General features: G+C 31.3%; 22 protein-coding genes. 10 read left to right on the top strand and 12 right to left on the bottom strand.

Annotation, left to right across the window (positions count from 1 at the left end; all coding sequences use genetic code 11):
• The first annotated feature begins 73 nt into the window (after positions 1–73).
• On the top strand, positions 74–1,522 hold the full coding sequence (locus ACIQ16_RS03810; protein WP_396148793.1) for a glyceraldehyde-3-phosphate dehydrogenase: 1,449 nt from the start codon (positions 74–76) through the stop codon (positions 1,520–1,522).
• Positions 1,523–1,755: 233 nt separating this feature from the next.
• Positions 1,756–2,160: a hypothetical protein gene (locus ACIQ16_RS03805; RefSeq protein WP_396148791.1), complete on the top strand. Its 405-nt coding sequence runs from the start codon at positions 1,756–1,758 to the stop codon at positions 2,158–2,160.
• Between the two features lie 51 nt (positions 2,161–2,211).
• Here ACIQ16_RS03805 and ACIQ16_RS03800 read toward each other — a convergent pair whose 3' ends face one another.
• From ACIQ16_RS03800 to ACIQ16_RS03780, 5 genes are all read right to left on the bottom strand, one after another.
• Positions 2,212–3,651, bottom strand: coding sequence for an APC family permease (locus tag ACIQ16_RS03800; protein WP_396148789.1), 1,440 nt, complete (start codon positions 3,649–3,651; stop codon positions 2,212–2,214).
• Between the two features lie 100 nt (positions 3,652–3,751).
• Complete coding sequence (mltG, locus tag ACIQ16_RS03795) at positions 3,752–4,792, bottom strand: endolytic transglycosylase MltG (RefSeq protein WP_396148787.1); 1,041 nt, start codon at positions 4,790–4,792, stop codon at positions 3,752–3,754.
• A gap of 5 nt (positions 4,793–4,797) precedes the next feature.
• Positions 4,798–5,322 carry a GNAT family N-acetyltransferase gene (locus tag ACIQ16_RS03790; RefSeq protein WP_396148785.1) on the bottom strand — a complete coding sequence of 175 codons (525 nt, stop codon included), beginning with the start codon at positions 5,320–5,322 and terminating at the stop codon, positions 4,798–4,800.
• Between the two features lie 56 nt (positions 5,323–5,378).
• The gene (locus tag ACIQ16_RS03785) at positions 5,379–6,941 is read right to left on the bottom strand and encodes an NAD(P)/FAD-dependent oxidoreductase (protein WP_396148783.1); all 1,563 of its coding nucleotides are present in this window, start codon (positions 6,939–6,941) and stop codon (positions 5,379–5,381) included.
• A 32-nt stretch (positions 6,942–6,973) separates the two neighbouring features.
• Positions 6,974–8,023 carry a DUF2891 domain-containing protein gene (locus ACIQ16_RS03780; protein ID WP_396148781.1) on the bottom strand — a complete coding sequence of 350 codons (1,050 nt, stop codon included), beginning with the start codon at positions 8,021–8,023 and terminating at the stop codon, positions 6,974–6,976.
• 59 nt (positions 8,024–8,082) lie between these two features.
• On the opposite strand from ACIQ16_RS03780, the gene ACIQ16_RS03775 reads away from it, so the two are divergent.
• The gene (locus ACIQ16_RS03775; protein WP_396148779.1) at positions 8,083–8,337 is read left to right on the top strand and encodes a hypothetical protein; all 255 of its coding nucleotides are present in this window, start codon (positions 8,083–8,085) and stop codon (positions 8,335–8,337) included.
• Between the two features lie 61 nt (positions 8,338–8,398).
• Here the strand turns inward: ACIQ16_RS03775 and recQ are convergent, their stop codons facing one another.
• A complete protein-coding gene (gene recQ, locus ACIQ16_RS03770; RefSeq protein WP_396148777.1) occupies positions 8,399–10,594 on the bottom strand; it encodes a DNA helicase RecQ in 2,196 nt (731 codons plus the stop codon).
• A 121-nt stretch (positions 10,595–10,715) separates the two neighbouring features.
• On the opposite strand from recQ, the gene ACIQ16_RS03765 reads away from it, so the two are divergent.
• From ACIQ16_RS03765 to ACIQ16_RS03745, 5 genes are all read left to right on the top strand, one after another.
• Positions 10,716–11,681: an SIS domain-containing protein gene (locus tag ACIQ16_RS03765; RefSeq protein WP_396148776.1), complete on the top strand. Its 966-nt coding sequence runs from the start codon at positions 10,716–10,718 to the stop codon at positions 11,679–11,681.
• The gene (tatC, locus tag ACIQ16_RS03760) at positions 11,681–12,511 is read left to right on the top strand and encodes a twin-arginine translocase subunit TatC (protein ID WP_396148774.1); all 831 of its coding nucleotides are present in this window, start codon (positions 11,681–11,683) and stop codon (positions 12,509–12,511) included. Before ACIQ16_RS03765 ends, tatC begins: the two co-directional genes overlap by 1 nt.
• Complete coding sequence (locus tag ACIQ16_RS03755) at positions 12,511–12,864, top strand: carboxymuconolactone decarboxylase family protein (RefSeq protein WP_291241067.1); 354 nt, start codon at positions 12,511–12,513, stop codon at positions 12,862–12,864. Before tatC ends, ACIQ16_RS03755 begins: the two co-directional genes overlap by 1 nt.
• Before the next feature lie 97 nt (positions 12,865–12,961).
• The gene (gene lptB / locus ACIQ16_RS03750) at positions 12,962–13,732 is read left to right on the top strand and encodes an LPS export ABC transporter ATP-binding protein (RefSeq protein WP_396148772.1); all 771 of its coding nucleotides are present in this window, start codon (positions 12,962–12,964) and stop codon (positions 13,730–13,732) included.
• Between the two features lie 242 nt (positions 13,733–13,974).
• Positions 13,975–14,208, top strand: coding sequence for a DUF5808 domain-containing protein (locus tag ACIQ16_RS03745; RefSeq protein ID WP_396148770.1), 234 nt, complete (start codon positions 13,975–13,977; stop codon positions 14,206–14,208).
• On the opposite strand, the gene ACIQ16_RS03740 is transcribed toward ACIQ16_RS03745, so the two are convergent.
• Together ACIQ16_RS03740 and ACIQ16_RS03735 are read right to left on the bottom strand one after the other, a co-directional pair.
• The gene (locus ACIQ16_RS03740) at positions 14,201–15,043 is read right to left on the bottom strand and encodes a GH25 family lysozyme (RefSeq protein ID WP_396148768.1); all 843 of its coding nucleotides are present in this window, start codon (positions 15,041–15,043) and stop codon (positions 14,201–14,203) included. The two genes, ACIQ16_RS03745 and ACIQ16_RS03740, sit on opposite strands and share 8 nt — an antisense overlap.
• Positions 15,043–15,783: a CDP-alcohol phosphatidyltransferase family protein gene (locus ACIQ16_RS03735; RefSeq protein WP_396148765.1), complete on the bottom strand. Its 741-nt coding sequence runs from the start codon at positions 15,781–15,783 to the stop codon at positions 15,043–15,045. The genes ACIQ16_RS03740 and ACIQ16_RS03735 overlap by 1 nt, the downstream gene beginning before the upstream one ends.
• A gap of 140 nt (positions 15,784–15,923) precedes the next feature.
• Here ACIQ16_RS03735 and ACIQ16_RS03730 point away from each other — a divergent pair, with 140 nt between their 5' ends.
• Both ACIQ16_RS03730 and ACIQ16_RS03725 read left to right on the top strand, forming a co-directional pair.
• Positions 15,924–16,970, top strand: coding sequence for a PorV/PorQ family protein (locus ACIQ16_RS03730; protein ID WP_396148879.1), 1,047 nt, complete (start codon positions 15,924–15,926; stop codon positions 16,968–16,970).
• 68 nt (positions 16,971–17,038) lie between these two features.
• The gene (locus ACIQ16_RS03725) at positions 17,039–18,151 is read left to right on the top strand and encodes a DUF4105 domain-containing protein (protein WP_396148763.1); all 1,113 of its coding nucleotides are present in this window, start codon (positions 17,039–17,041) and stop codon (positions 18,149–18,151) included.
• Positions 18,152–18,212: 61 nt separating this feature from the next.
• On the opposite strand, the gene ACIQ16_RS03720 is transcribed toward ACIQ16_RS03725, so the two are convergent.
• From ACIQ16_RS03720 to ACIQ16_RS03705, 4 genes are all read right to left on the bottom strand, one after another.
• On the bottom strand, positions 18,213–20,990 hold the full coding sequence (locus tag ACIQ16_RS03720; RefSeq protein WP_396148761.1) for a bifunctional aconitate hydratase 2/2-methylisocitrate dehydratase: 2,778 nt from the start codon (positions 20,988–20,990) through the stop codon (positions 18,213–18,215).
• 259 nt (positions 20,991–21,249) lie between these two features.
• Entirely contained in the window at positions 21,250–22,203 is a 954-nt protein-coding gene (locus tag ACIQ16_RS03715) for a MoxR family ATPase (RefSeq protein WP_291241060.1), read from the bottom strand.
• 44 nt (positions 22,204–22,247) lie between these two features.
• Complete coding sequence (locus ACIQ16_RS03710; protein WP_396148877.1) at positions 22,248–23,627, bottom strand: peptidylprolyl isomerase; 1,380 nt, start codon at positions 23,625–23,627, stop codon at positions 22,248–22,250.
• Between the two features lie 21 nt (positions 23,628–23,648).
• Positions 23,649–25,619, bottom strand: a complete 1,971-nt coding sequence (locus tag ACIQ16_RS03705; RefSeq protein ID WP_396148759.1) for a peptidylprolyl isomerase — start codon at positions 25,617–25,619, stop codon at positions 23,649–23,651.
• Positions 25,620–25,700: the final 81 nt, after the last annotated feature.

Here is a 25,700-nt window from a genome sequence, read left to right as displayed (position 1 = left end):
ATCGTAAAAAACTTTACGAAAACGATTGAAATATATACTTTTGCAAAAAATTAGTAACCCAATCTTTATTTTAATGAACAACAACACAATTTACGAAAAAGAATTGGCTTTTCAGGCAGACAGAAGAAAAGCGTGTGTAGAATTTGTAAAAATTATAAGCGATTTATGGTTTGACAAATCTATTGAATTGGTCTTATTTAGAAATCAATTAATTGATCGAAACGTTTCAGATATTATAAACTTACACGAATATGCAGTTGCTTTTGTAGAAAAACCAATCAATATTTTTGATAGCGTAGAAATTGCAAGAGCCATTGAAAATTTAGATTTACCACCATCACGTATAGATATTGGGAAATTAACTTACGAATATCATTTAGAAGACGATAAATATAATGACGCTAAAGCGTTTGTAATTGACAAATTAAAATATGCAAAAGACACGTCTGAAATTGTACCTAAAGATGTTGTTTTATATGGTTTTGGTCGTATTGGACGTTTGTTAGCTCGCGAAATGATGAGCAAAATTGGTAAAGGACAACAATTACGTTTACGTGCGATTGTAACTCGTGATAAAAATGATGCCGTTTTATTAGAAAAAAGAGCCTCTTTGCTACGATATGATTCGGTTCACGGAGATTTTGAAGGTTCGGTTTCGGCTGACCCAGAAAATAGTGCATTAATAATAAACGGAACAACCGTACATATTATTACAGCAAATTCGCCAGAAGAAATTGATTATACCGCTTACGGAATTAATGATGCTTTAGTAATTGACAATACTGGCGCTTTTACAACAGAAGAAGCGTTAGCCAGACACTTGACTTCTAAAGGTGCAGATAAAGTGTTATTAACCGCTCCAGGAAAAGGTGTACCAAATATAGTTTATGGCGTAAATCACGAAGATTACAATCCAGATGAAGTAGCTATTTATTCAGCTGCTTCTTGTACTACAAATGCCATCACTCCAGTTTTGGCAGTAATTGAAGAAACGTTAGGTGTTGTAAAAGGGCATTTAGAAACCATTCACGCGTATACAAACGACCAAAATTTGGTTGATAATATGCATAAAAAATATCGCCGTGGAAGAGCTGCGGGTTTAAATATGGTAATTACAGAAACCGGTGCAGGAAGTGCCGTAGCTAAAGCATTACCAAGTTTAGCAGGAAAACTAACTTCTAATGCAATTCGTGTTCCGGTTCCAAATGGTTCTTTGGTAGTTTTGAATTTAGAAGTTGGAAGAACTACCTCTGTAAAAGAATTAAACAATATTATGAAAACCTATGCTTTAGAAGGTAACTTAGTAGAACAAATTAAATATTCAGTAAGTAACGAATTGGTTTCTTCAGATATTGTTGGAACGGCTCAACCTTCTATTTATGATAGTAATGCGACTATTGTATCTGGAGATGGAAAAAATATTGTACTATATATATGGTACGATAACGAATATGGATATAGCCATCAAGTAATACGTTTGGCAAAATATATTGCCAAAGTAAGACGCTATATGTATTATTAATGTTTGATTATTTATAATTTAATGCCTTTTCTAAAAAGAAAAGGCATTTTTTTTGAATTAAAAAACATAAATTCACAACAAAAAACAATAAAATTTAACAATTTCAAAACTTTTTAGTTAAAATTAACATATTTGTATTAAATTGTTGTGATTTTTTTAACGAAAATGAAATAAGTATTATTTTTTAGAAGTAACTTTATATCATATTAAAGTAACCCCTAAATTTTAATTCTATGAAATGTTTAACAATTTGCTTTTTATTACTTTGTAAAGTAATGTTTGCGCAAGGAAATTTAGTTGAAACATATCACTACGGTCAAAACAGTATTGAAGTAATTTCAACATCTAATGAAGGAACAATTATTGTAAGCACTTTTAATGCGAAAATGAATATTAGGAAAGAAATTGCTGAAAAAATTCTAAGTTTATTTCTTGAAAACAGAATAAAAAATAATATGAAATATACTGTAGAAGGAGATGAAGCAAATATTACTGGAAATTGTGTTATTACTGTAAAAGGAAACTTAACTTCTATTGATTTTTATTACGAAAAAGTAGAGTGGAAAAACGGATATACGGAAATTTATATGGAACCAAAAACAAAATCACCAATTTCATATGCATTAGCTAAAAATTAATTTTATTTAAAAAGACCCAACAAATTATTTAAATATGTTGGGTCTTTTTAATTATTCTTGTTTCTTCTGCGTGAGATAATAAATTGGTATACCTACTAACACTATAAACAAACCTAAGCCTGTATTTTTAGTGTCGTAAATCAGTAATATAATACTTATTATAGAAATCAGTATTATGTATAAAATAGGAACAAACGGATACCCAAAAGCTTTATAAGGTCTTGGCGTATCGGGTTCTTTTTTACGAAGAATAAATATACCGTAAATGGTTAAGACATAAAATAATAAATTGGCAAAAGTAGCATACGTTAGTAAATCGCCATATTTTCCAGATAAACATAATATCGAGGCCCAAATACATTGCATCCAAAGTGCTTTTTCTGGCACTTGATTTTTATTTAATTCTCCAGCGCTTTTAAAAAATAAGCCGTCTTTACTCATCGCATAAAACAAGCGTCCGCCAGCTAATATAAGACCAGAATTACAACCAAAAGTAGAAATCATAATTAAACCCGCCATTATAAAAACACCGGCATTACCGAAAATAACAGATGCCGCACTCGCTCCTAACCTATCTTCGTTAGCATATTTAATACCTTGCCCTAAAAAGTCATCAGCTAATGGATTTCCTTCTAAAGGTAATAATGAAAAATAAGCTAAATTGGCAAGTAAATAAACAATTGTTACAATTAATGTCCCTAAAAACAAACTCTTTGGAATGTTTTTCTGCGGTTCTTTAATTTCTCCAGCAATAAATGTAATATTGTTCCATGCATCTGAAGAAAATAATGAATTAATCATTGTAAACCCCAACATTCCAATAATAGCAAAACCAGTTAATACTTCTGTAGTGATTTTGCCATCAACAACTGTTGTTTTTGTTGCCGACCACATATCTGTAAAATTATTGGCTAATGTATCAGATTGTAAACCAACATATAAACCAAAAACAATTAAAGCAAATAATGCGAATAATTTAGCCGCCGTAAAAACAAATTGTAGATTTTTACCGCTTTTTACACCTTGATTATTGATAATTGTTAGCACAACAATACTTAAAATAGCTAACAATTGTTGATATTGAATTTTATAAGTACCAATTTCTAGTAAATTCTCACTTAAAGATGGAAAAAAAATAGCGGTATATTTAGCAAAAGCAACTGCGACTGCTGCAATTACTCCAGTTTGAACCACTGTAAAAACAGTCCAACCATATAAAAATGACATCATTTTACCATACGCACGCTGAATATAAACATATTGCCCACCTGCTTTTGGCATCATACCTGCTAATTCGCCATAACTTAATGCTGCGGCAAGCGTTAAAAACCCAGTTAAAATCCAAGCTAATAAAATCCAACCCGCACCACCAATATCTCTTGCCATTATTGAGGTTACAATAAATATTCCAGAACCTATCATTGAACCTGCCACTAAACTTGTTGCATTTAACAATCCCAATTCTTTTTTAAATTCAGTTTTATTTTCCATATAAATTATAGTTTTGATAAAGATAAAAAAAGAAAGTAAGGAAAATAAAAAAAGGTGTAAAATTGTACATTCTACACCTTTTTCTAATTTACACTAAAAATTATCTTTTATAATTCTGCTTTTTTACCCAGTCTGCATATTTTGCAGCCACTTTTAAATGTGCATTATAATCTGTAGCAAATTCGTGATATCCAAATTTTTCTACACTGGCACAAAAATATAAGTAGTTGTGTTTTTCTGGATTTAAAACCGCATCAATTGCCGAAACATCTGGCATAAAAATAGGCCCTGGTGGCAAACCCGTGTTTTTATATGTATTGTAAGGTGAATTTACAATTAAATCGTTGTGCATGACACGTTTTACCACTAAATTCCAATCATTTGATTTTTGTTTTAAAGCAAAAATCACTGTTGGATCGGCTTGTAATGGCATATTTTTGTTTAATCTATTTAAATATACACCTGCTACTTTTGGTCTCTCATCTGCTTTTGCCGTTTCTTTATGAACAATTGAAGCTAAAGTATAGACTTGGGCTGGCGTTAAATTTAATGCTTTCGCTTTTGCTAATCTGCCATCATTCCAAAATCTTTTATATTCTTTTGTAAGTTTCTCTGCAAATTCTTCAGGAGAAATATTCCAATAAAATTCGTAGCTATTAGGAATAAAAAACGACATTACATTGTCTTTATTCAAACCGTTTTCTTGTAAAAAAGTATCATTTGTGAAAATTTCATTCAATTTTGTAGTATCTGGTTCTATTTGAGAAGCAATTCGAACAAATAAATCTTGTACTTTTTCTTGATTATTGAAGGCTAATTTTACTGGTGTATTCAATCGTAATGCACGAACGATACTAAAACTGCTCATTCCTTTTTTAAGTAAAAATTTTCCTGGTTTTACATTTGAATCATAGTCTCTTTTTGAAGCGACCCAATCAATTTTGGATTGATTTTCAATATAAGGCGCTAAAATTTTCTTTACATCTTCGTATTTTGAATCCGTTGGAACATATACATATACTTCCTCTTCTTCAAATTTTGTATTTCCAGTAAACGCTTTATTAATTACGTATCCACCACTAATAATTATTATTGCTGCTCCGATACTAATGATTCTTAAGAATAATTTTTTTGCTTCCAAAATTTTTATTTTTCGTTTATGAATTGAAAAAGTACTTCATCTACGAAAGTACCATTTATTTTAGTCCAATCTTTTTTGATGCCTATTTTCTGAAACCCAAAATTACTAAAAAGCAATAAACTGGCTTCATTATTTGTGGTAATATTTGCAAATAATTGATGTAAATTTAAATGCGTGAAAGCATAATTTGTAATCAATTGCAAGGTTTCTTTTCCAATACCTTGATTTCTAAAGTTTTCTGAAATAATAATTCCAATTCCAGCACGACTATTTTTCGCATCAAAATCAAATAAATCGATACAACCAACTATTTCATTAGTTTTTGAAAAAACAATTACCAATCGCAATTGTTTTGCTTCATAAATATCCAAATGTGCGTTTTCTAAATAGTTTTTCAACACCCATTTACTATATGGTGTTTGCGTATTGCTCACTTCCCAAATCGATTCATTGTTTTCTATTTCGTACAGAAAATCTAAATCTTCGGGTTCGAGAGCTCGCAAATGAATATTTTGTCCTTTTAATGTCATAGATTTTTTTTTACCGCAAAGACGCTAAGGTTTTCGCAAGGTTCGCAAAGTTTATTTTAATTACTTAATGCTTCTGCAATTTTCAACGCACATTTTTCACCATCAATCGCAGCCGAAATAATTCCTCCTGCGTAACCAGCGCCTTCTCCGCAAGGATATAATCCTTTAATTTGAACGTGTTCAAGCGTAGAATTATCTCTTGGGATTCGAACTGGTGAAGATGTTCTGCTTTCTGGTGCGTGTAAAATGGCATCGTTTGTTAAATAACCGTGCATAGCTTTTCCAAATGCAGAAAAACCTTCTCGCAGCGTTTGTGTTAAAAATGTCGGAAAAACTTCGCCTAATTCTACAGAAGTTGTTCCGGGAACATATGAGGTTTTCGGGATGACTGCCGAAACTTTTGTTTGTGTAAAATCAATCATTCTTTGTGCGGGAACTTTTTGTGTTTTTCCAGCCAATTGCCAAGCTTTTTGTTCAATATCTTTTTGAAATTCCATTCCTGCTAAAGGTCCAAATTTTTCATACGGTTTGAAATCTTCCAAACGCAATTCGACTACAATTCCAGAATTGGCAGTGGCTTGATCTCGTTTACTTGGGCTCCAACCATTTGTAACAACTTCGCCTTCGGCTGTGGCACAAGGCGCAATTACACCGCCTGGGCACATACAAAACGAATACATACCACGTCCATTTACTTGTTTTACAATTGAATATGGCGATGGTGGTAAAAATTCACCTCGGTAATCACAAGAATATTGAATTTTATCAATCAACTCTTGCGGATGTTCCGCTCGAACACCTAATGCGAATGGTTTTGCTTCAATAAAAATATCTTTTTTATGAAGCAATTCAAAAATATCACGTGCCGAATGTCCGGTTGCTAAAATTATTTTTTTAGCATAAATCGTTTCTCCCTTTTGAGTTAAAATTCCGTCTACTTCATTATTTTTAACTAAAATATCTGTAACTCGGGTTTCAAACAAAACTTGTCCGCCACATTCGATAATTTTCTCTCGAATATCTTGAATGATTTGAGGTAATTTATTGGTTCCAATGTGCGGATGTGCTTCTACTAAAATTTCTTCGGTTGCACCAAATGCTACTAATAATTGTAAAATTCTATCTACATCGCCTCGTTTTTTGGAACGTGTGTATAATTTTCCATCCGAATACGTTCCTGCCCCGCCTTCTCCAAAACAATAATTGGAATCGGAATTTACAATTCCGTCAACATTTATTGCTTTTAAATCTCTACGTCTTCCTCGAACATCTTTACCACGTTCTAAAACTATTGGTTTTAAACCTAATTCTATTAATTGCAGGGCTGCAAACAATCCAGCAGGACCTGCGCCAACAACAATAATTTCTTGTTTATTGGTTACGTTTGGATAATTAGGCAATTCTATTTTAGATTCAGCAAACACCTCATCTTTAAAATAAATATTTAGTTTTAAATTGAATTTTATAGCTTTTTGACGGGCATCAATAGAACGTTTAAGTATCACAATTTTTTGTAAATTGGATACAGAAGTATGTACCAATTTAGAAACATATTGATATAACATTTGTTCGTTATTCGCCATTTCTGGGGAAACTTGAATAAGTAGTTCGCGAGGCATGGAATTAATTTATTTGCAAATGTACAAAAGATTTACTTTTTCTCTTCAAATGCTCGTAAAGCAAATGAAGCTAACCAATGTTCCCCTTCATAATTACCATCCACTACCGATGGTAATGAAAAACTAAAGTGCTGATTTGCAATTGGAATTAAATGTGAAAAAAGTTTTGGATAGGCTTTAGCTAAAGCATACATATTCCATGCTCGACTAAAATTTAAGCCATCTAAATGCACCAAATGTCCATCTGTTCTATCAGAAACTTTTGCAGTTTCCCAATTCCAATTTTTAGAAAACAACTTCGGTGCGAATTTTTTTAGCCAAGTCAAAAACTCTTGTTTTGGTAAAACACGTTGCATTAATCCCAATTCTTCCATGCATGGAGATAAAAAATCAGTTCCGCTTGGTTCCCAGTCAAAAGGGCAATTTTCATCAGTTATAAAAAGTCTAATCGCATGCGTTTTAATACAGTTTTGCAATTCTATATTATTAGAAAAAACGGCATAATCCCATGCGTTTGATAATCCAAAAGCTGTATTATTATGTGTGCCCACACGAACAGGATATAAAAGTTTTGGCATAAATTCGATATACCGTTGGATTATTAAATTAGATAACGGCTTTAAATTATTTGCTAATTCAAGATTGGAATTTAACTTAGATTTTTCTAATTCTAGCTGAAGTTTTAAAAGCCAATTCCAGCCGTATGTTCTCTCATATGATTTTTCATGAGGTTTAGAAAAGTATTCAATTTCTTTTTGTATATTATCTTTAGAAAGATTTAACTTTAATTTTTCAATAATAATTTCTTTATTTTTTATTTCCGAGAAATTATTTAACAAATAAACCAAACTCCAATGACCATGTACAGATGAATGCCAATCAAAACAACCATAAAATGCAGGATGTAGCTCTTTAGGCGATAACAATTCGGTAGTATTAAGAAGTAATTGATTTAACTTATTTGGATATTCTTGTTGTAAACATTTTATGGGTAAAGTCGCTAAATGATTGGCTTCTTCCAAAGTAAGTTGTTGTGAAAAAGTCAAAGTTCCGACAAAAAGAAAAGAAAATATTAATTTCATAGTGAATTTCATTTTTTCAAAAGTACTAAAAACTTATCTTTGATTTTTATTTTATTATAATGAACAGACAAATAAAACTAATTTGGGATTTTCGTGGACAAGCTGCTGCTAAAACCGCAGAGCATCACGAAATTCATTTGAAAGAATTTTTAAATAAAGAAAATTACATATTAAAAATTACTGGCTTTGAAATTTTAAACGACATGTACGCTATTGCCTATTTAGTTGTAGAAGAAGCCGATATGATAATTTTTAGAGATGCTTTACGACCTCATCGAGGAGAGGTTTATTTAGCCGAAAGTCAAAAGTCTTAAAGCCGAAAGTAAATCCATAAGTTACTTAATGACTTTCGACCTTCGACTTTTGACTACATTTTTAATTCGCTACTTCGCTAATAAATTTAATTCTCATTAATCGTAATTCTTCCATATCATATTCACCATCAAATTCTTTTAGTGCGTTTTCTATGCTATCCGATTCGGATTCCATAAAATAGTCGTAAATTTCTTCTTGCTGCTCTTCATCCAAAATATCATCAATCCAATATTTAATATTTAATTTTGTTCCTGAAAATACAATTTGTTCCAATTCTTTAAGTAAATCGTCAAATTTTATTCCTTTTGCGGAAGCAATATCATCTAATGCTAATTTTCTATCGATATTTTGAATAATGTACAATTTATTTATAGAATTAGCACCTGTCGATTTCACCACTAAATCATCTGGACGAATAATGTCATTTTCATCTACATATCTTGAAATCAATTCAATAAACGGTTTTCCGAATTTCTTTGCCTTACCTTCTCCTACACCGTGAACGTTGCTTAACTCGTCAATGGTAATTGGATATTTAAGTGCCATATCTTCCAAAGAAGGATCTTGAAATACTACAAACGGTGGGACATTATGTTTTTTGGCTTCTTTTTTACGTAAATCTTTTAGCATAGACATTAATACTGCATCGGCAGTTCCTGTTGCTTTTGCTGCTGCGATGATATTTTCATCCTCTTCTTCACTAAACTCATGATCTTCTGCCACCATAAATGAATAGGGTTTTTCAATAAAATCTTGTCCGGCTTGTGTTACTTTTAAAACACCATAACTTTCAATGTCTTTAGAAATTAATCCTGCAACTAAAACCTGACGAATTAATGCCATCCAGTATTTTTCGTCATGTTTAGCACCACTACCAAATGTTTTTAATGTATCTATTTTTTGTGCTTTAATAATGGCATTAATTTTACCTACTAAAGCCATTATGACTTCTTTAGATTTAAATAACTGTTTCGTATCGTTAATTACTTTTAGCAATGTAACTATTTGATTTTGAGCTTCTGTTTTAACTTTTGGATTTCTAACATTATCATCCATATCGGCTCCTTCGCCATTAACCTCGTCAAATTCTTCTCCGAAATAGTGAAGTAAATATTTTCGTCTCGACATAGAAGTTTCTGCATAAGCTACCACTTCTTGTAATAAAGCATAACCAATTTCTTGTTCAGCAATTGGTTTTCCAGACATAAATTTTTCTAACTTTTCAATATCTTTATACGAATAATACGCCAAACAAATTCCTTCTCCATCATCTCTTCCTGCTCTTCCTGTTTCTTGATAATAACTTTCTAATGATTTTGGAATGTCGTGATGAATTACAAATCGTACATCGGGTTTGTCAATTCCCATACCGAAAGCGATAGTTGCCACCACCACATCAACATCTTCCATAAGAAACATATCTTGATGTTTGGCACGTGTTTTTGCATCTAAACCTGCATGATAAGGCACTGCAGAAATTCCATTTACCTGTAAAACCTGTGCAATTTCTTCCACTTTTTTTCTACTTAAGCAATAGATAACACCTGATTTTCCTTTGTGTTGCTTAATAAATCGTATAATATCTCCTTGAACATTTTTAGTTTTCGGACGTATTTCGTAGTATAAATTTGGTCGGTTAAAAGAAGCTTTAAACGTATTGGCATTCGGCATATCTAAGTTTTTCAAGATATCTTCTTGTACTTTCGGAGTAGCCGTTGCGGTAAGTCCAATAATTGGCACATCACCTAATTGCTTAATAATACTTCTTAAATTTCTGTATTCTGGTCTAAAATCATGTCCCCATTCAGAAATACAATGTGCTTCATCAATGGCTACGAAGGATATTTTCACTGTTTTTAAAAACTGAATATAATCCTCTTTAGTTAATGATTCAGGGGCTACGTATAGCATTTTAGTTTTTCCAGATAATATATCTGCTTTTACCTGATTGACTTCTGTTTTATTTAATGAAGAATTTAAAACATGAGCTACACCTACATCAGACCCCATACTTCTGATGGCATCTACTTGATTTTTCATTAAAGCAATAAGTGGAGAAACCACAATAGCCGTTCCGTCTAAAACCAATGCGGGTAATTGATAACATAATGATTTTCCACCACCTGTTGGCATAATTACAAAGGTGTTGTTACCAGAAATAATACTTGTAACTACTTTTTCTTGTAATCCTTTAAATTGTGAAAATCCAAAGTATTTTTTTAACTCTTTGTATAAATCTATATTCTGTTCTTTCATGAAATAATGGGTTGAACTTATAAACAAATAATTTTAGACAATTATTATTTGAATTTTGTCTAAATTTGCAATCATAAAGATACAACTATTCTTTAAAAACAAAAATATAATTCATTTAATTTTGAATACAACACAAACTATCTTAGAAAACGCAAAGCAATCTATACTATCTCAAAGCGAAAGTATTGCGAAACTTACACAATATCTTACTGAAGATTTTGCTAAAACGGTTCAATTAATTTTCGATTCCAAAGGACGATTAGTAGTTACTGGTATTGGAAAAAGTGCCATTATTGCTCAGAAAATTGTAGCGACATTAAATTCAACTGGCACACCATCTATATTTTTACACGCTGCTGAAGCCATTCACGGCGATTTAGGAATGATTCAAAAAGGCGACGTTGTTTTATGTATTTCAAAAAGCGGAAATAGCCCTGAAATTAAAGTTTTGGCGCCAATTATCAAAAATTTTGGTACTACTTTAATTGGAATGACGGCTAATCCAAGCTCATTCTTAGCTACTTCTTCGGATTTAGTTTTATTGGCACACGTAGATGAAGAAAGTTGTCCGCTTGGTTTAGCACCTACAAATAGCACCACTGCACAATTGGTTTTAGGCGATGCTATTGCCGTTTGTTTGATGAAATTAAGAAATTTTCAGGCAGAAGATTTTGCAAAATATCATCCAGGTGGTGCTTTGGGTAAAAAATTATTGTTACGTGTAAAAGATATGTTAGATACTACACACGCACCACAAGTGGCTCCAAATGCTTCTATAAAAAAAGTAATTATGGAGATTTCTGAAAAGCGATTAGGAGTTACGGCTGTTGTTGAAAATGAGATTGTAATCGGAATTATTACAGATGGTGATATTAGAAGAATGTTGACTGATAGAGATTCGTTTTCAGATTTAACTGCACAAGATATTATGACCAAAAATCCAAAATCAATTGCTTCAACGGTTTTAGTTTCAGAAGCTTTAGATGTGTTGGAAGATAATAAAATTACACAATTGATGGTGATTGACAATGGAACATACAAAGGCGTGTTGCATTTACACGATATTTTAAAAGAAGGAATTGTATAATGGCAAAAAAGAACAAAAAAAACATTAACGAAATGACTTTTTTAGATCATCTTGAGGAATTAAGATGGTTGTTAGTGAGAAGTTCGGCTGCTATTTTAACAGGTGGAGCCGTTGCTTGGTTTTTTAATGATTTTATCTTTCAGACGATAATTTTCGGACCTATGAAAGGTGATTTTATTACCTATCAGTTTTTTTGTGATTTGGCAAATAAATATGATTTAGACAAAAGTTTTTGTGATGCTACTCTGAATTTCAGCATTCAAAATACCGAAATTGAAGGGCAAATTTCTTTATTAGTTTGGACGTGTATTACTGCAGGATTTATTATAAGTTTTCCTTATATTTTATTACAATTTTGGAATTTCATTAGTCCAGCTTTGTATAAAAAAGAAAAAAGAAATGCTGTGAAATTTATAGTTATTTCCTCTTTGTTATTCTTTTTGGGCGTGTTATTTGGTTATTTTGTATTAACACCCTTATCGTTGAATTTTTTATCAACATTTACCGTTTCTGATGTAATTAAAAATGATATTAATGTCAATTCTTATATCGGAACCGTGAAAACCACTACTTTAGCTACTGGTTTAATTTTCGAATTACCAATTATAATTTATTTCTTATCCACTTTAGGGTTGGTAACTCCTTCTTTTTTAAGAGAATACAGAAAATGGGCGTATGTAATTATCTTAATTATTGCTGCAATTGTAACACCACCAGATGTAATTAGCCAAGTTATAGTAACTATACCGTTGATTATACTTTACGAAATTAGTATTTTTATTAGTGCTTTTATTTTTAAGAAAAACAACAAATCAATAACCATAACATAATGAGTGATTTAATTTCCGAGTTTAACGACTATCGTGCTAAAATGAATGAAAAATTATTAGCCGATGATAATAAAGTAATTAAAAGAATTTTCAACTTAGACACCAACGCATATAGCGAAGGTGCACTTGATGTGAAAACTAAAGAATTATTAGGATTAGTAGCTTCAGCAGTTTTGCGTTGTGATGATTGTATAAAATACCATTTAGAAACAGCATACAAAAACGGAGTAAATCGTACAGAAATGATGGAAGCTATGAGTATTGCAACATTAGTTGGAGGTACTATTGTAATCCCGCATTTGCGTAGAGCTTATGAGTTTTGGGAAGCGTTGGAAGAAGCAGGAACTAAATAATTGTTAATTTGTATAATCGTTTATTTGAATATTCGTTTATTTGTAAAAAATAACTTAGCCACTTTGTAACTTAGTTACTTAGAAACTCATAGAAAAAATGAAATTAAGAGCCGAAAATTTAGTTAAAACATATAAGAAAAGAAGCGTTGTAAAAGGCATTTCTGTTGAAGTAAACCAAGGCGAAATTGTGGGTTTATTAGGCCCAAATGGTGCTGGAAAAACAACTTCTTTTTATATGATAGTAGGTTTAGTGAAGCCAAATAGCGGAAATATTTATTTAGATGATATGAATATTACCGATTTTCCTATGTATAAACGTGCTCAAAACGGAATTGGTTACTTAGCGCAAGAAGCATCGGTTTTTAGAAAATTGAGCATAGAAGACAATATTTTATCGGTTTTACAATTAACCAATTTAACCAAAGCCGAACAAGAAGCCAAAATGGAAAGCTTAATTGAAGAGTTTTCATTAGGTCATATTCGTACAAATCGTGGCGATTTATTATCAGGTGGCGAACGAAGAAGAACTGAAATTGCACGTTGTTTAGCTACGGATCCAAAGTTTATTTTATTAGACGAACCTTTTGCTGGAGTTGATCCAGTTGCGGTGGAAGATATTCAAAGAATTGTAGCACAATTAAAAAATAAAAACATCGGTATATTAATAACCGACCATAACGTACAAGAAACATTAGCCATTACAGACAAAACCTATTTAATGTTCGAAGGTGGTATCTTGAAAGCAGGAAAACCAGAAGAATTAGTAGAAGATGAAATGGTTAGACGGGTATATTTAGGTCAGAATTTCGAATTAAGAAAAACAAAAATAGACTTTAATGCTTCAAAAGAAGTTGAGTTAGATAAGTAACTAAACACATAGACATATAGATTTTTTTTTACACCACGTTTGTCACGCTGAAAGCGTCTCAACTGTAATTGACAAAATTGAGTAAATAGTGTGCGTGAGATCCTTTCAAGATGACAAGATTGTGTTTAATTCGTCATTAAGACGCAGGGAAATATCTTCCTTATACAAATTTAAGTAAATGCAATGATTAAAAAATCTGTATAAATCGATTAAAATCTTTATTATTCGCGTACCTATATCATATGAAAAATCCTTCAAAAGAACAATTAGAAGCTTGGCGCAAAGACCCAAATAATTGGAAATGTGGCGTGTTTTATTATAATCCAGATGACGAAAGATTATTACCGCCAAAAAGAGAAGCTTGGATGGGCTGGACAACTAACTTTGCCAATTCAAAATCTGTTGCTTTATTAATTGCTATTATTTTTTTAATCGTATTTTCTATGGCATTTTTACCCAAAAAATGGATTATTTAATACACACTTTCTTTAAATCCTCAACGTTTCCGTTGAAAACGTTAACATCTACAAGTTCGTTGATGCCGTGAAGTTTTGCTTTCTCAGTAAATTGCCACATTAAATAATCATCTTCAATTTTTTCTTTCCAAGGATTGTAGTTTGCTATCCAAAATTTATAATTTGGAAAATCTTCTTGTAAAAAATCTTCATAATATTTTTCACCCGTATATATTATCGGTTTCACTCCGTACTCTTTTTCTACTAGTGTTAACCAATTTTGTAACCCTTCTTTTAATTTATTCATCGATTGCCCTTTAGGCATTTTTTCGATATCTAAAATTGGTGGTAAATGTCCTTTTCGTAATTTGACATTCTTAATAAAATTATTGGCTTGATCGGTTGAATTTTCATCTGGACGATAATAATGATAAGCGCCCTGAATATAAACAGTTGATGATAAATTTCTCCAGTTTGTTTTGAATTTACGATCTACTTTTTTACTTCCGGCTGTAGCTCGAACCACTACAAACTTAATTTCAAATTGCTCCTCAATAGCTTCAAGATTTTCCCAATCAATAGTGCTTTGATACTGTGAAACATCTATCCCGAAAATTTTACCTTCGTGATTGGCAACGATATCATTTATTCGAGCATCTTCAAGTTTTCTTTGATTTGCGGTTAAAGTGGCGTGTTTGTATTTAAATCCTAAGTAATATAAAAACACATCTTTTTTCTGATACACAAAAACAATCGTAATCAATAACAAAAAAAGTCCAAGAATCCATTTGAAAGATTTCGGACCAATTAAAGTTTGTTTTTTTCTTTTAGAAGTATATTTTCTTCTGGTTGCCATTACACTTTCTTACCAATCGCATTATTCACCACCGATAAAATCACATAAAGCAAAATGATAATAGGAATTGCAATGAATTCTAAAAAGATTATTAAAATCAAAGAAATAATCAAAAACACGACTTGCATTTTATATTTTTCCCAGCTAAAACTTTTTACTTTTAAAGAAAATAAAGGAATTTCTGCGTTTAATAAATACGAACTTAATACTGTAACTCCAACTAAAACATAAGGATTACTTAAAAAATCAACTAACCATTCAAATTCCGAATGAAACTGAATCATTGGAATACTCATAATCAACAAAGCATTCGCTGGTGTTGGCAAACCAATAAACGAATCCGTTTGACGCGTATCGATATTAAATTTAGCCAATCTGTAACAAGACGCTATAGTGATTAAAAATCCTAAATACGGTACAACACCCATATAATAGGTGTCTTCTGTTAAATTATATTGCGATTGGTTTTCCTGAATATCTGCTAACATTTTATACATTACCAATCCTGGCACCACACCACTTGTCACCATATCTGCTAAAGAATCCAATTGTAAGCCAATTGGGCTTTGTACTTTCCAAATTCTGGCGAAAAAACCATCCCAATAATCAAAGAAAATTCCCAAACAAACCAATGAAAAAGCTTCATTATAATTCCCGTTAAATGCGTGGATTAATGCCAGTAAACCTGCTAATAAATTCAACAAAGTGATGGTATTTGGAATGTGTTTTTTGATACTCATTAAGTAATGTTTTTATTATTATGAATTTTCTATAGCAAATGTAAACAATAAAATGAAAGAATTTGAGTTTATTAAAGAAGAAATTATGATATTTGTTGTTAGATTTAAATGATTTGAAAAAAATAATAGTATTCATCGGGTTGCTGACTTCCACGTCATTTTTCGGACAAACTATTCGTAAATATTCCAACGAATTTTTAAACATTGGAGTGGATGCGGCAGCGTTAGGAATGAGTAATGCGGTAACTTCACAAACCTCGGATGTAAATTCAGGATATTGGAATCCAGCAGGGATTTTACAATTGGAAGACAAACAAATCGCTTTAATGCACGCGAATTATTTTGCCAATATTGCACAATATGATTACGCTGGTTTTGCTATGCCAATTGACGACCGAAGCGCTTGGGGAATTTCTTTAATTCGCTTTGGAGTGGATGACATTTTAAATACCACTCAATTAATTGACAGTCAAGGAAATATTGATTATAATAGAATTTCTCTTTTTTCTACTGCCGATTATGGTGTAACATTTTCATACGCCAGAAAATTACCGGTTCAAGGTTTTAATTATGGAGTAAACGCCAAAGTAATTCGAAGAATTATTGGCGATTTTGCCTCTTCTTGGGGTTTCGGATTTGATGTAGGATTACAATTTCAAAATAAAAACGATTGGAAATTTGGTTTAATGTTACGAGATATCACTACCACATACAATACTTGGACCATCAACGAAGAAGAATATGAAAAAATAAAAAATGCGGTTCCAGGTGAAAACCAAGAATTACCTGAAACCAGTGAAATTACGTTACCAAAAGCACAGTTTGGATTGTCAAAAAAATTCGAATTTCATTACGATTACACCTTAACTACAGCAGCCAATTTGAATATGGAATTTGCACAAACAAATGATATTATTTCTACAAGTATGGTAAGTATTAGTCCAGCAGTTGGTTTGGAATTCGGATATATTGATTTGGCTTTTTTAAGAGCTGGAGTAGGGAATTTTCAACAAATTACACAAATTGATAACACAAATAAAGTGAGTTTTCAACCAAATATTGGTTTAGGATTTAAATACAAAGGCATTCAAGTAGATTACGCCTTAACTGATTTAGGAAATCAAAGCGCGGCACTATATTCTAATGTATTTTCTGTAAAAGTGGATTTAGGAATTTTTAGAAGATAATTTTTTGAGAATATATAGAATAGAATATAGATATTAGACTTTTATTAGTCGTTAAAAACACATATAATATGCTAAAAAAATTACTTTTCTTATTACTACCTATTATTGGTTTTTCTCAAAACATAATTTTATCAGACAATGCTAAAGTTAGTATTTTAACTTGCGGAACGGCACCCGTTTCTTATGCAATGTATGGACATACTGGAATTCGAATTACTGATAATGTAAATCAAATTGATGTGGTGTATAATTATGGGGCGTTTGATTTTACAACACCAAATTTTATATTGAAATTTGTAAAAGGTGATTTGCAATATTTTGTAACAAGCGAAAATTACTACGATTTTGAATACAATTACAAATTAGACGGAAGAAGTATTGTTGCACAAGAATTAAATTTAACTACAGCACAAAAACAACAACTTTTGAATGAACTCAACAGTAGTTTAACTTCCGAGGAACGCTTTTATACCTATAAATTTATTGATAAAAATTGCTCAACAATGGTTGTAGATAAAATTAATAAAATTTTAGGCGAAGAAATTCTAAAACAACCGAAATCAGAGCAAAGTTACAGAGAAATTTTATATCCGTATATGTCGGATTTTTATATGAAATTGGGTATTCAAATTATCTTTGGAACTAAAGTTGACCAATCCGCTACTCGCCTATTTTTACCTTTAGAATTTGAAAAAGTATTAAATACTGCCACTCAAAATGGAAAAAAAATCGCAAAACCTTCTGAAATTTTAAATGAACAAACCGTCACAAATTCTTTTTCCTATATAAATTCTATTTATTCTTTATTAGCTGCGATTGTAATTTTGATTATTATAAACAAAAAAGGCATACAAATTACCTATTTCATTTTGGCAGGGTTGTTAGGACTATTTTTTAGTTTAGTGGGGTTTTATTCGTTACACGAAGAAATTCTATGGAATTACAACATCTTATTATTCAATCCGTTACTATTGTTGTTTGCTTATTTTTATTGGAAAAAGAATACTCCAAAAACCATTTTATTTGGTCAAATTTGTATGGCGCTCACAATGGTTTATTTGGCTTATATTGTAAACAAAGTGCAAGTATTCATAGTACTACCAATCATCGCGTTGCACCTGTTTTGGTTGATTAAAATTGTAATAAAATATAAAAAGATAAAACTCAATAGTTTTTCATAAATTATTAAATAAAAAAACGCCAAGCTTTCACTTGGCGTTTTTCGTTTATATGTACTATAAATTAATTCGTTAATAATTTATGCGAAGGCGCAAACTTAGTTAAGTTAATACCTTCTACTGCTTTTTTGTATTCTTCAATAGTTGGTGTTCTTCCTAAAATTGTTGATAAGACTACTACTGGAGTTGAAGATAATAAAGACTCTCCTTTTTTCTCAGCAGTATCTTCCACTACTCTTCCTTGAAATAAACGAGTTGAAGTAGCCATAACCGTGTCTCCTTTTGAAGCTTTTTCTTGGTTACCCATACATAAATTACAACCTGGACGTTCTAAGTATAACATATTTTCGTATTCTGTACGAGCTGCAGCTTTTGGAGCATTATCATCAAATTCAAAACCAGAATATCTTTGTAAAACTTCCCAATCACCTTCTGCTTTTAATTCGTCAACAATATTATAGGTTGGTGGCGCTACTACTAAGGGAGCATTAAATTTAACTTCTCCTTTTTGTGCTTCCACATTTTTAAGCATTTGAGCTAAAATTTTCATATCCCCTTTATGTACCATACAAGAACCGATAAATCCTAAATCTACTTTCTTGGTTCCACCATAATAAGATAATGGACGAATGGTATCGTGTGTATATCGTTTCGAAACATCTTTATTGTTTACATCTGGATCAGCAATCATAGGTTCTGCGATTACATCTAAATCTATAACAACTTCTGCGCTATATTTTGCATTTGTATCTGGTCTTAAAGCTGGTTTATCACCTGATTTAATTTCAGCAATTCGTTTATTTGCTTTATTAATTAATCCTTGAAGCACTTTATTATGATTGTCCATTCCTTTATCAATCATAATTTGAATTCTTCCTTTTGCAATTTCTAACGATTCAATTAATGTATCATCTTCAGAAATACAAATAGATGCTTTGGCCTTCATTTCTGCTGTCCAATCCGTAAATGTAAACGCTTGATCAGCCGTTAAAGTTCCTAAATGCACTTCAATAATTCTACCTTGGAATACATTTTCACCACCAAATTGTTGTAGCATTTGTGCTTGAGTAGCGTGAACCACATCACGGAAATCCATATACGTTTTCATAGTACCTTTAAAAGTAACTTTTACAGATTCTGGAATTGGCATTGACGCTTCACCTGTTGCCAAAGCTAAAGCCACAGTACCAGAATCAGCACCAAAAGCAACACCTTTAGACATACGTGTATGCGAATCTCCACCAATAATAATGGCCCATTCATCAATGGTTATATCATTAAGAACTTTATGAATAACGTCTGTCATTGGATGATAAACGCCTTTTGGATCACGAGCCGTTATTAATCCGAAATCGTTCATAAATTGCATTAATTTCGGAATATTTGCTTGTGCTTTTTTATCCCAAACTGACGCAGTATGACAACCCGATTGGTAAGCGCCATCAACAATAGGAGAAATAACGGTCGCAGCCATAGATTCTAACTCTTGAGCTGTCATTAAACCCGTTGTATCTTGTGAACCAACAATATTTACCTCAACACGAACATCTGAACCGGCGTGTAATACTTTTTTAGAAAGCGTACCAACTGCATTTCTATTAAATATTTTTTCAACAGCAGTAAGACCTTGTCCGTCAATTGAGATTTCTTTTGAAGGCGCATATACTAATGGCGCTTCGACACCAAGAGTTTCAGCTGCAAAAGTTTGAATTTTTTTACCAAAAACAATAGCATAAGAACCACCGGCTTTAATAAATTCTAATTTTTGAGGTGTGAAGGCTTTAGAAATATCAATTAATTCTTTATCGCCATTATATAACTTCTTTGCTTTTGTATTGATAGTAAGCACCGTTCCTGTTTCCACAGAATATACGTGATCTAAAACAGGGTCACCACTTTCATTACGAACAACTTCTCCGTTTGAATCCGTCTTTTTAACCCAGTTTTTTAAATCTAAACCAATTCCACCCGTAACATCAACTGTCGTTAAGAAAATTGGAGAAATTCCGTTTGTCCCTGCAACAATTGGCGCAAAATTTACAAAAGGAACATAAGGGCTGGCTTGTTTACCTGTCCAAAGTGCCACATTATTTACACCCGACATACGTGATGAACCTACACCCATTGTGCCTTTTTCTGCAATTAACATTACAGATTTGTCTGGATGTTGAGCTTGTAAGGCTTTAATTTCTTCTTGTGCTTTAGGTGTAATCATACACTTCCCGTGCAATTCTCTATCTGAACGTGAATGGGCTTGATTTCCTGGAGAAAGTAAATCTGTAGAAATATCACCTTCACCTGCTATATAGGTCACAACTTTTATTTCTTCTGCAATTTCAGGAAGTTTCGTAAAAAATTCTGCCTTAGCATAACTTTCTAAAATTTCTGTAGCAATTGCATTTCCATTTTTATACGCTTCTTTTAAACGATCTGTATCTGCATCATATAAATATACTTGCGTTTTTAAAACGTTTGCAGCTTCTTTTGCAATATCTAAATTGTTTCCTAAAGCGATATCAAGCAACACTTTTATAGAAGGCCCACCTTTCATATGAGATAATAACTCAAATGCAAATGCAGGAGTAATTTCATTAACTACAGATTCGCCAAGAATTATTTCTTTTAAGAAATTTGCTTTTTCAACTGCTGCACTTGTAGTACCTGGTAGTGTATTGTAGATAAAAAACGAAAGTGAATCTTGTCTGTTTTCGTTTGTAACATCTTTTATTTGAGAAACGATCGCTTTAACTAAATCAGCACCATCAATTGGTTTTGGATGCAATCCTTGGCTTTTTCGTTCTTCAATTTCTTTGATGTATTCTTTATAAATATTTGTTTCCATATCAAAATTATTATGATAATTTATTAATCTGTTTTAAAACTGATACAAATTTAACCAATTCTTTTTAGATTAAAAAATTTATAATAAAAAACGACAATACCGAAATTATTATTTGTAATTATTCTATTTTAATGAATTTAATTCAAAAATAAAAGAAAAAAAGGGTGATTATTTAGGAATTCTTAATTTAAGTAAATTAAACTACGAAATTCGAAAAAAACGATAGTGTATTTTGTCAAATTAACAAAAAGGCCTGTTGTTAAAATAGTTTTCTAATGATGTCTTCTTCTGAAATTCCTTCGGCATCAGCTTTGTAATTTTTGACAATTCTGTGACGTAAAATTCCGAAAGCAACAGCTTGAATATCTTCAATATCTGGCGAAAATTTTCCATTTATAGCTGCATTAGTTTTTGCTGCTAAAATTAAATTTTGAGACGCACGAGGACCTGCTCCCCAATCTAAATAATTTTTAACAAAATCAGGCGCTAAAGGATTATTTGGTCGGGTTTTTGAAACCAATGTTACAGCATATTCAATTACATTATCTGTAACAGGAATTTTTCTAATTAAATTCTGATAAGAAATAATTTCTTCTGCAGTAAACAATGGATTTATTGTTGTTTTCAAATCTGAAGTTGTCGCTTTCACTACTTGAACTTCTTCTTCAAAAGTTGGATAATCTAAATTTATGGCAAACATAAAACGATCTAATTGCGCTTCTGGCAACGGATAGGTTCCTTCTTGCTCAATAGGGTTTTGAGTTGCTAACACAAAAAACGGCAAATCTAATTTAAAACTTTGCCCTGCAACTGTAACCGATTTTTCTTGCATCGCTTCTAATAAAGCGGCTTGGGTTTTTGGTGGTGTTCTGTTAATTTCATCCGCCAAAATAATATTGGAAAAAATCGGACCTTTTATAAATTTAAAATTTCGCGTTTCATCTAAAATTTCACTTCCTAAAATATCGGAAGGCATTAAATCTGGCGTAAACTGAATGCGCTTAAAATGTAACCCTAAAGCTTCAGAAATAGTATTTACCATCAAGGTTTTTGCTAATCCTGGCACACCAACTAACAAAGCGTGACCACCAGAAAAAACACTCAAAACAATCTGATTGACCACTTCATCTTGACCTACAATAACTTTAGCAATTTCTTGTTTCAATTGCTTTTGTTTGCTTACTAATTTTTCAATTGCTGCTACGTCTGACATCTTTTTGGGTAAAGGGTTTAAGGTAAAAGGTATTTGGTAAACGGTTATTTTTTTAACCAATTATTTTCAAAAGTACACTCTTTATAATCGTTACTTACTTTTATATAGTTTTTCTCGATTTTTTCAGCCATCCATTTTCCAATTTCTTGGAATTGTTTATCCGAAAGTGCTAATTCTTTAATTTTGATATAATCTGTACCGTAATCTGCTTTATGTTCTTCCGTTTTTTTATTTACTTTAAGAATTTTAAAGAATTTAGTTCCTTGTCTTTCTTGGTCTAAAAGAACTTTAGACATTTCACCTTGAACCAAACCATTTATTTGATTATATAAAGCAGGATCTAATTTTGAAATTTCAAAACGAGGTTCTGAAGTACGCGGATTAAGTAAAAGTCCACCGTTATTTTTTGTTTCTTTATCATCTGAAGAAGCTTTGGCAGCATCTTCAAACGTAATTTCTCCCTTTTCAATTTTTTCGCGGATTCCATCAATTTTATCCGAAGCCTCTTTTACAGCTTTAGATGTTACTTTTGGGCTCACTAAAATATGACGCAATTCGATATCTTGACCAATAATTTTTTCTACAAAAATAATATGAAAACCAAACTCTGTTTCAAAAGGTTCTGATATTTCTCCTTCATTTAAACGAAAAGCCACATCTTTAAATTCCTTTACAAACTGTGTTTTTTTATTCATTTTATAATATCCACCGTTTGAGCTGGAACCTGGATCTTCAGAATAAATTACAGCTTTACTGTAGAAACTTCCACCGTTATTAATTACATCGTTTCTAATTTCTTTTAATTTATCTATAGCTTTTTGCTTATCTTCTTTAGAAATTATTGGTTTTACTACAATTTGAGACAATTCAATTTCTGCACCAATAGTTGGAATTTTATCAGCAGGTATTTTAGTAAAAAATTGTTTTACTTCATCAGGAGTTACTGTAATTTCATCAACAATTTTACGCTGCATTTGCGACGTTAATTTGTTTAATTTGATTACCTCGAAAAAATAACTTCTAAAGTCTTCTTCATCTTTTTTCTTATAATATTCAAATAATTTTTCTTTAGAACCAATCTGTTCTACCATAGTATTCATTTGGTTATCCATAAAAGTATTTACTTCTTCATCTGTAACCACAATACTATCCTGAACCGCTTGATGCGCATATAATTTATCTTCTAATTGTTTACCTAACAATTCACAACGTGTGATGTTTGTAATATCTGTACCTTGAGTTTTTAATTCTAAAAGCATTAAATCTATATCAGAATCTAATACAATATAATTTCCTACAACGGCTGCAACACCGTCTACTTTTTGCTTTTTTTGTGCAAAAGTAATTGTTGAAAAAAGTAAGAAAGCAAACGCTAAAAGATTGGTTTTATTTGTGAATTTCGAAATCATTGTTTGTATTGGCATCATTGGTTATTTCTGTTTTTATTATTTTAATTGCTGTTTTACATTTTCAAAAACTGCGGTATTGATATTTATTTTAAATTCTTTTTTCAACTCATCAACCCAAGTAGACTCTAAATACTGTTGGTAATCATTAATTACTTTACTTTTGCAGTCTTCTAGGGCTTTTGTCTCAGCAGGTTTGGTGCTTTTTACATTAACTACAAAACTATAATTTGCATCTTTATACGTGTTGTTTGCACCTACCGTTAGATTTGGAATTTTATCTAAAATATCATAATTTTTTTCAAATAAACCAGATTTCACCATAATGGCTACTTTATCATTTTTATTTAATTTCGATTTGATATATTCAATACTTTTTCCTTTTTGAAGCATTTTTTGAGCGGATTCAATCACGATGGCATCTGTTGACGACAAAATATCTACATCAAATCTTTCTTTCCAATTGTATTTAGATTTATTTAAACTATAGAAATTTTGAAGTCCAATAGTATCTGTTTTTGATTTATCCCAAATTTCTTTTTCCATTAAATCAAATAATAACAAACCATCTCTGTATTCGTCCATAACATTTTTGAAATCAATGAATTCGTTTTCTAAATTATCGGTATAATAACCAATCAATTGCTCGTCTTTCCAAGATTCAAATAATTCAGAAACTAATTTCGTAATTGGCTTAGTCGAAAGTTTGTTTTTTTGTTGCGATTGAATATAGTTAGCAAATGACATTGTAGGCACTTTTTTGTTTTTATCAATAACCAATACATCGTCATTTATTGAAATATCTTCTTTTGGAAGTTCCCACGTTTGACTATAAATGGCATCTGTAACCGTTTTTTCAATATTCTTATATTGCGTTTTGTTTACTTCTTGCTTATATTTTAATTTTAATTTACTAGCCAAAGTATTGGTAATAATTATAGAACGTTCGTCTCTTTTAATTTTATTTTCTAATTCGGATTTTGAATCCGCTAATGATTTTACTGGATGTTTCTCAATTAATTTTACAATATGCCATCCAAAACCAGATTCAAACGGTTGCGAAATATCCCCTTTATTTTCCAATGAAAACGCAGCACTTTCAAAAGCTTCAGAACTTAATTGTCCTGTTCCAAAACGTTGCAAAACACCACCTTTAACTGCAGTAGATTTATCTTCAGAAAATTGGCTTGCTAACACTTCAAAACTTTCGCCTTGTTGAATTTTTTTCGAAATATCTTCAATCGTTTGTTTTGCTTTTAACTTGGCTTCATCAGTGGCATCAGTTGGATTTAAAATCATAATATGAGCCACAGTAACTTCGCCTTTATTGTCTCTTTTATCGGCAACCTTAATTAAATGATATCCAAAACGTGTTCTAATTGGATTAGAAATTTGCCCAACTTCAGTTTTGTATGCTGCAGATTCAAATGGATACACCATTCTAAAAGCAGAGAAATAACCTAAATTACCTTTGTTATCTGCAACCGATGGATCTTGTGAATTAGCCATAGCTACTGATTCAAAACTTTCCCCTTTTTCAATTTGTTTTTTTAACGCAAGTGCTTTATTGTAAAACGCCAAGGTATCTGCACCTTTAATACTTTCGTCAAATGAAAGCAAAATATGCGATGCTTTTACTTCTTTTGTACTTCTGCTATAGGCTTCTTCAATTAATTGATTGGTAACTTTTGAATCATTTAAATACGATTTAGAAAGTTGATTTCTGTATGAACTTAATTCGCTTTGATACTTTGTATTATTTTGCAAGCCTAACTTATACGCCTTATTTACTTTTAATTTATATCCAATAAATAATTCTAAATATTGATTCAAATCTTTTTGCGAATCGTCTTTTACTAAGTCTAAATTTTTAAGATAAATTCTTTTAAATTCATCAATTTTATATTCGTTTGAATCAATCGTAAAAAGCACGTCTTTTGTTGTGTTTTGGGCAATTGAATTAGAGCAAATTGTTAAAAATAGTACTAAAAAAAAGTTTTGAATTTTCATTTTTTAAAATTGGTTTTGTTTGCAACAAGCAAAAATAGGAAATCATTACAATTAAACAACTAATTGAAGATATATTAACTA

The organism is Flavobacterium sp. (assembly GCF_044360715.1).
In the GTDB taxonomy this organism is placed as follows: domain Bacteria; phylum Bacteroidota; class Bacteroidia; order Flavobacteriales; family Flavobacteriaceae; genus Flavobacterium.
The sequence above is the reverse complement of the archived record's forward strand: the minus strand, read 5'-3'. Positions and strand labels throughout refer to the sequence as shown.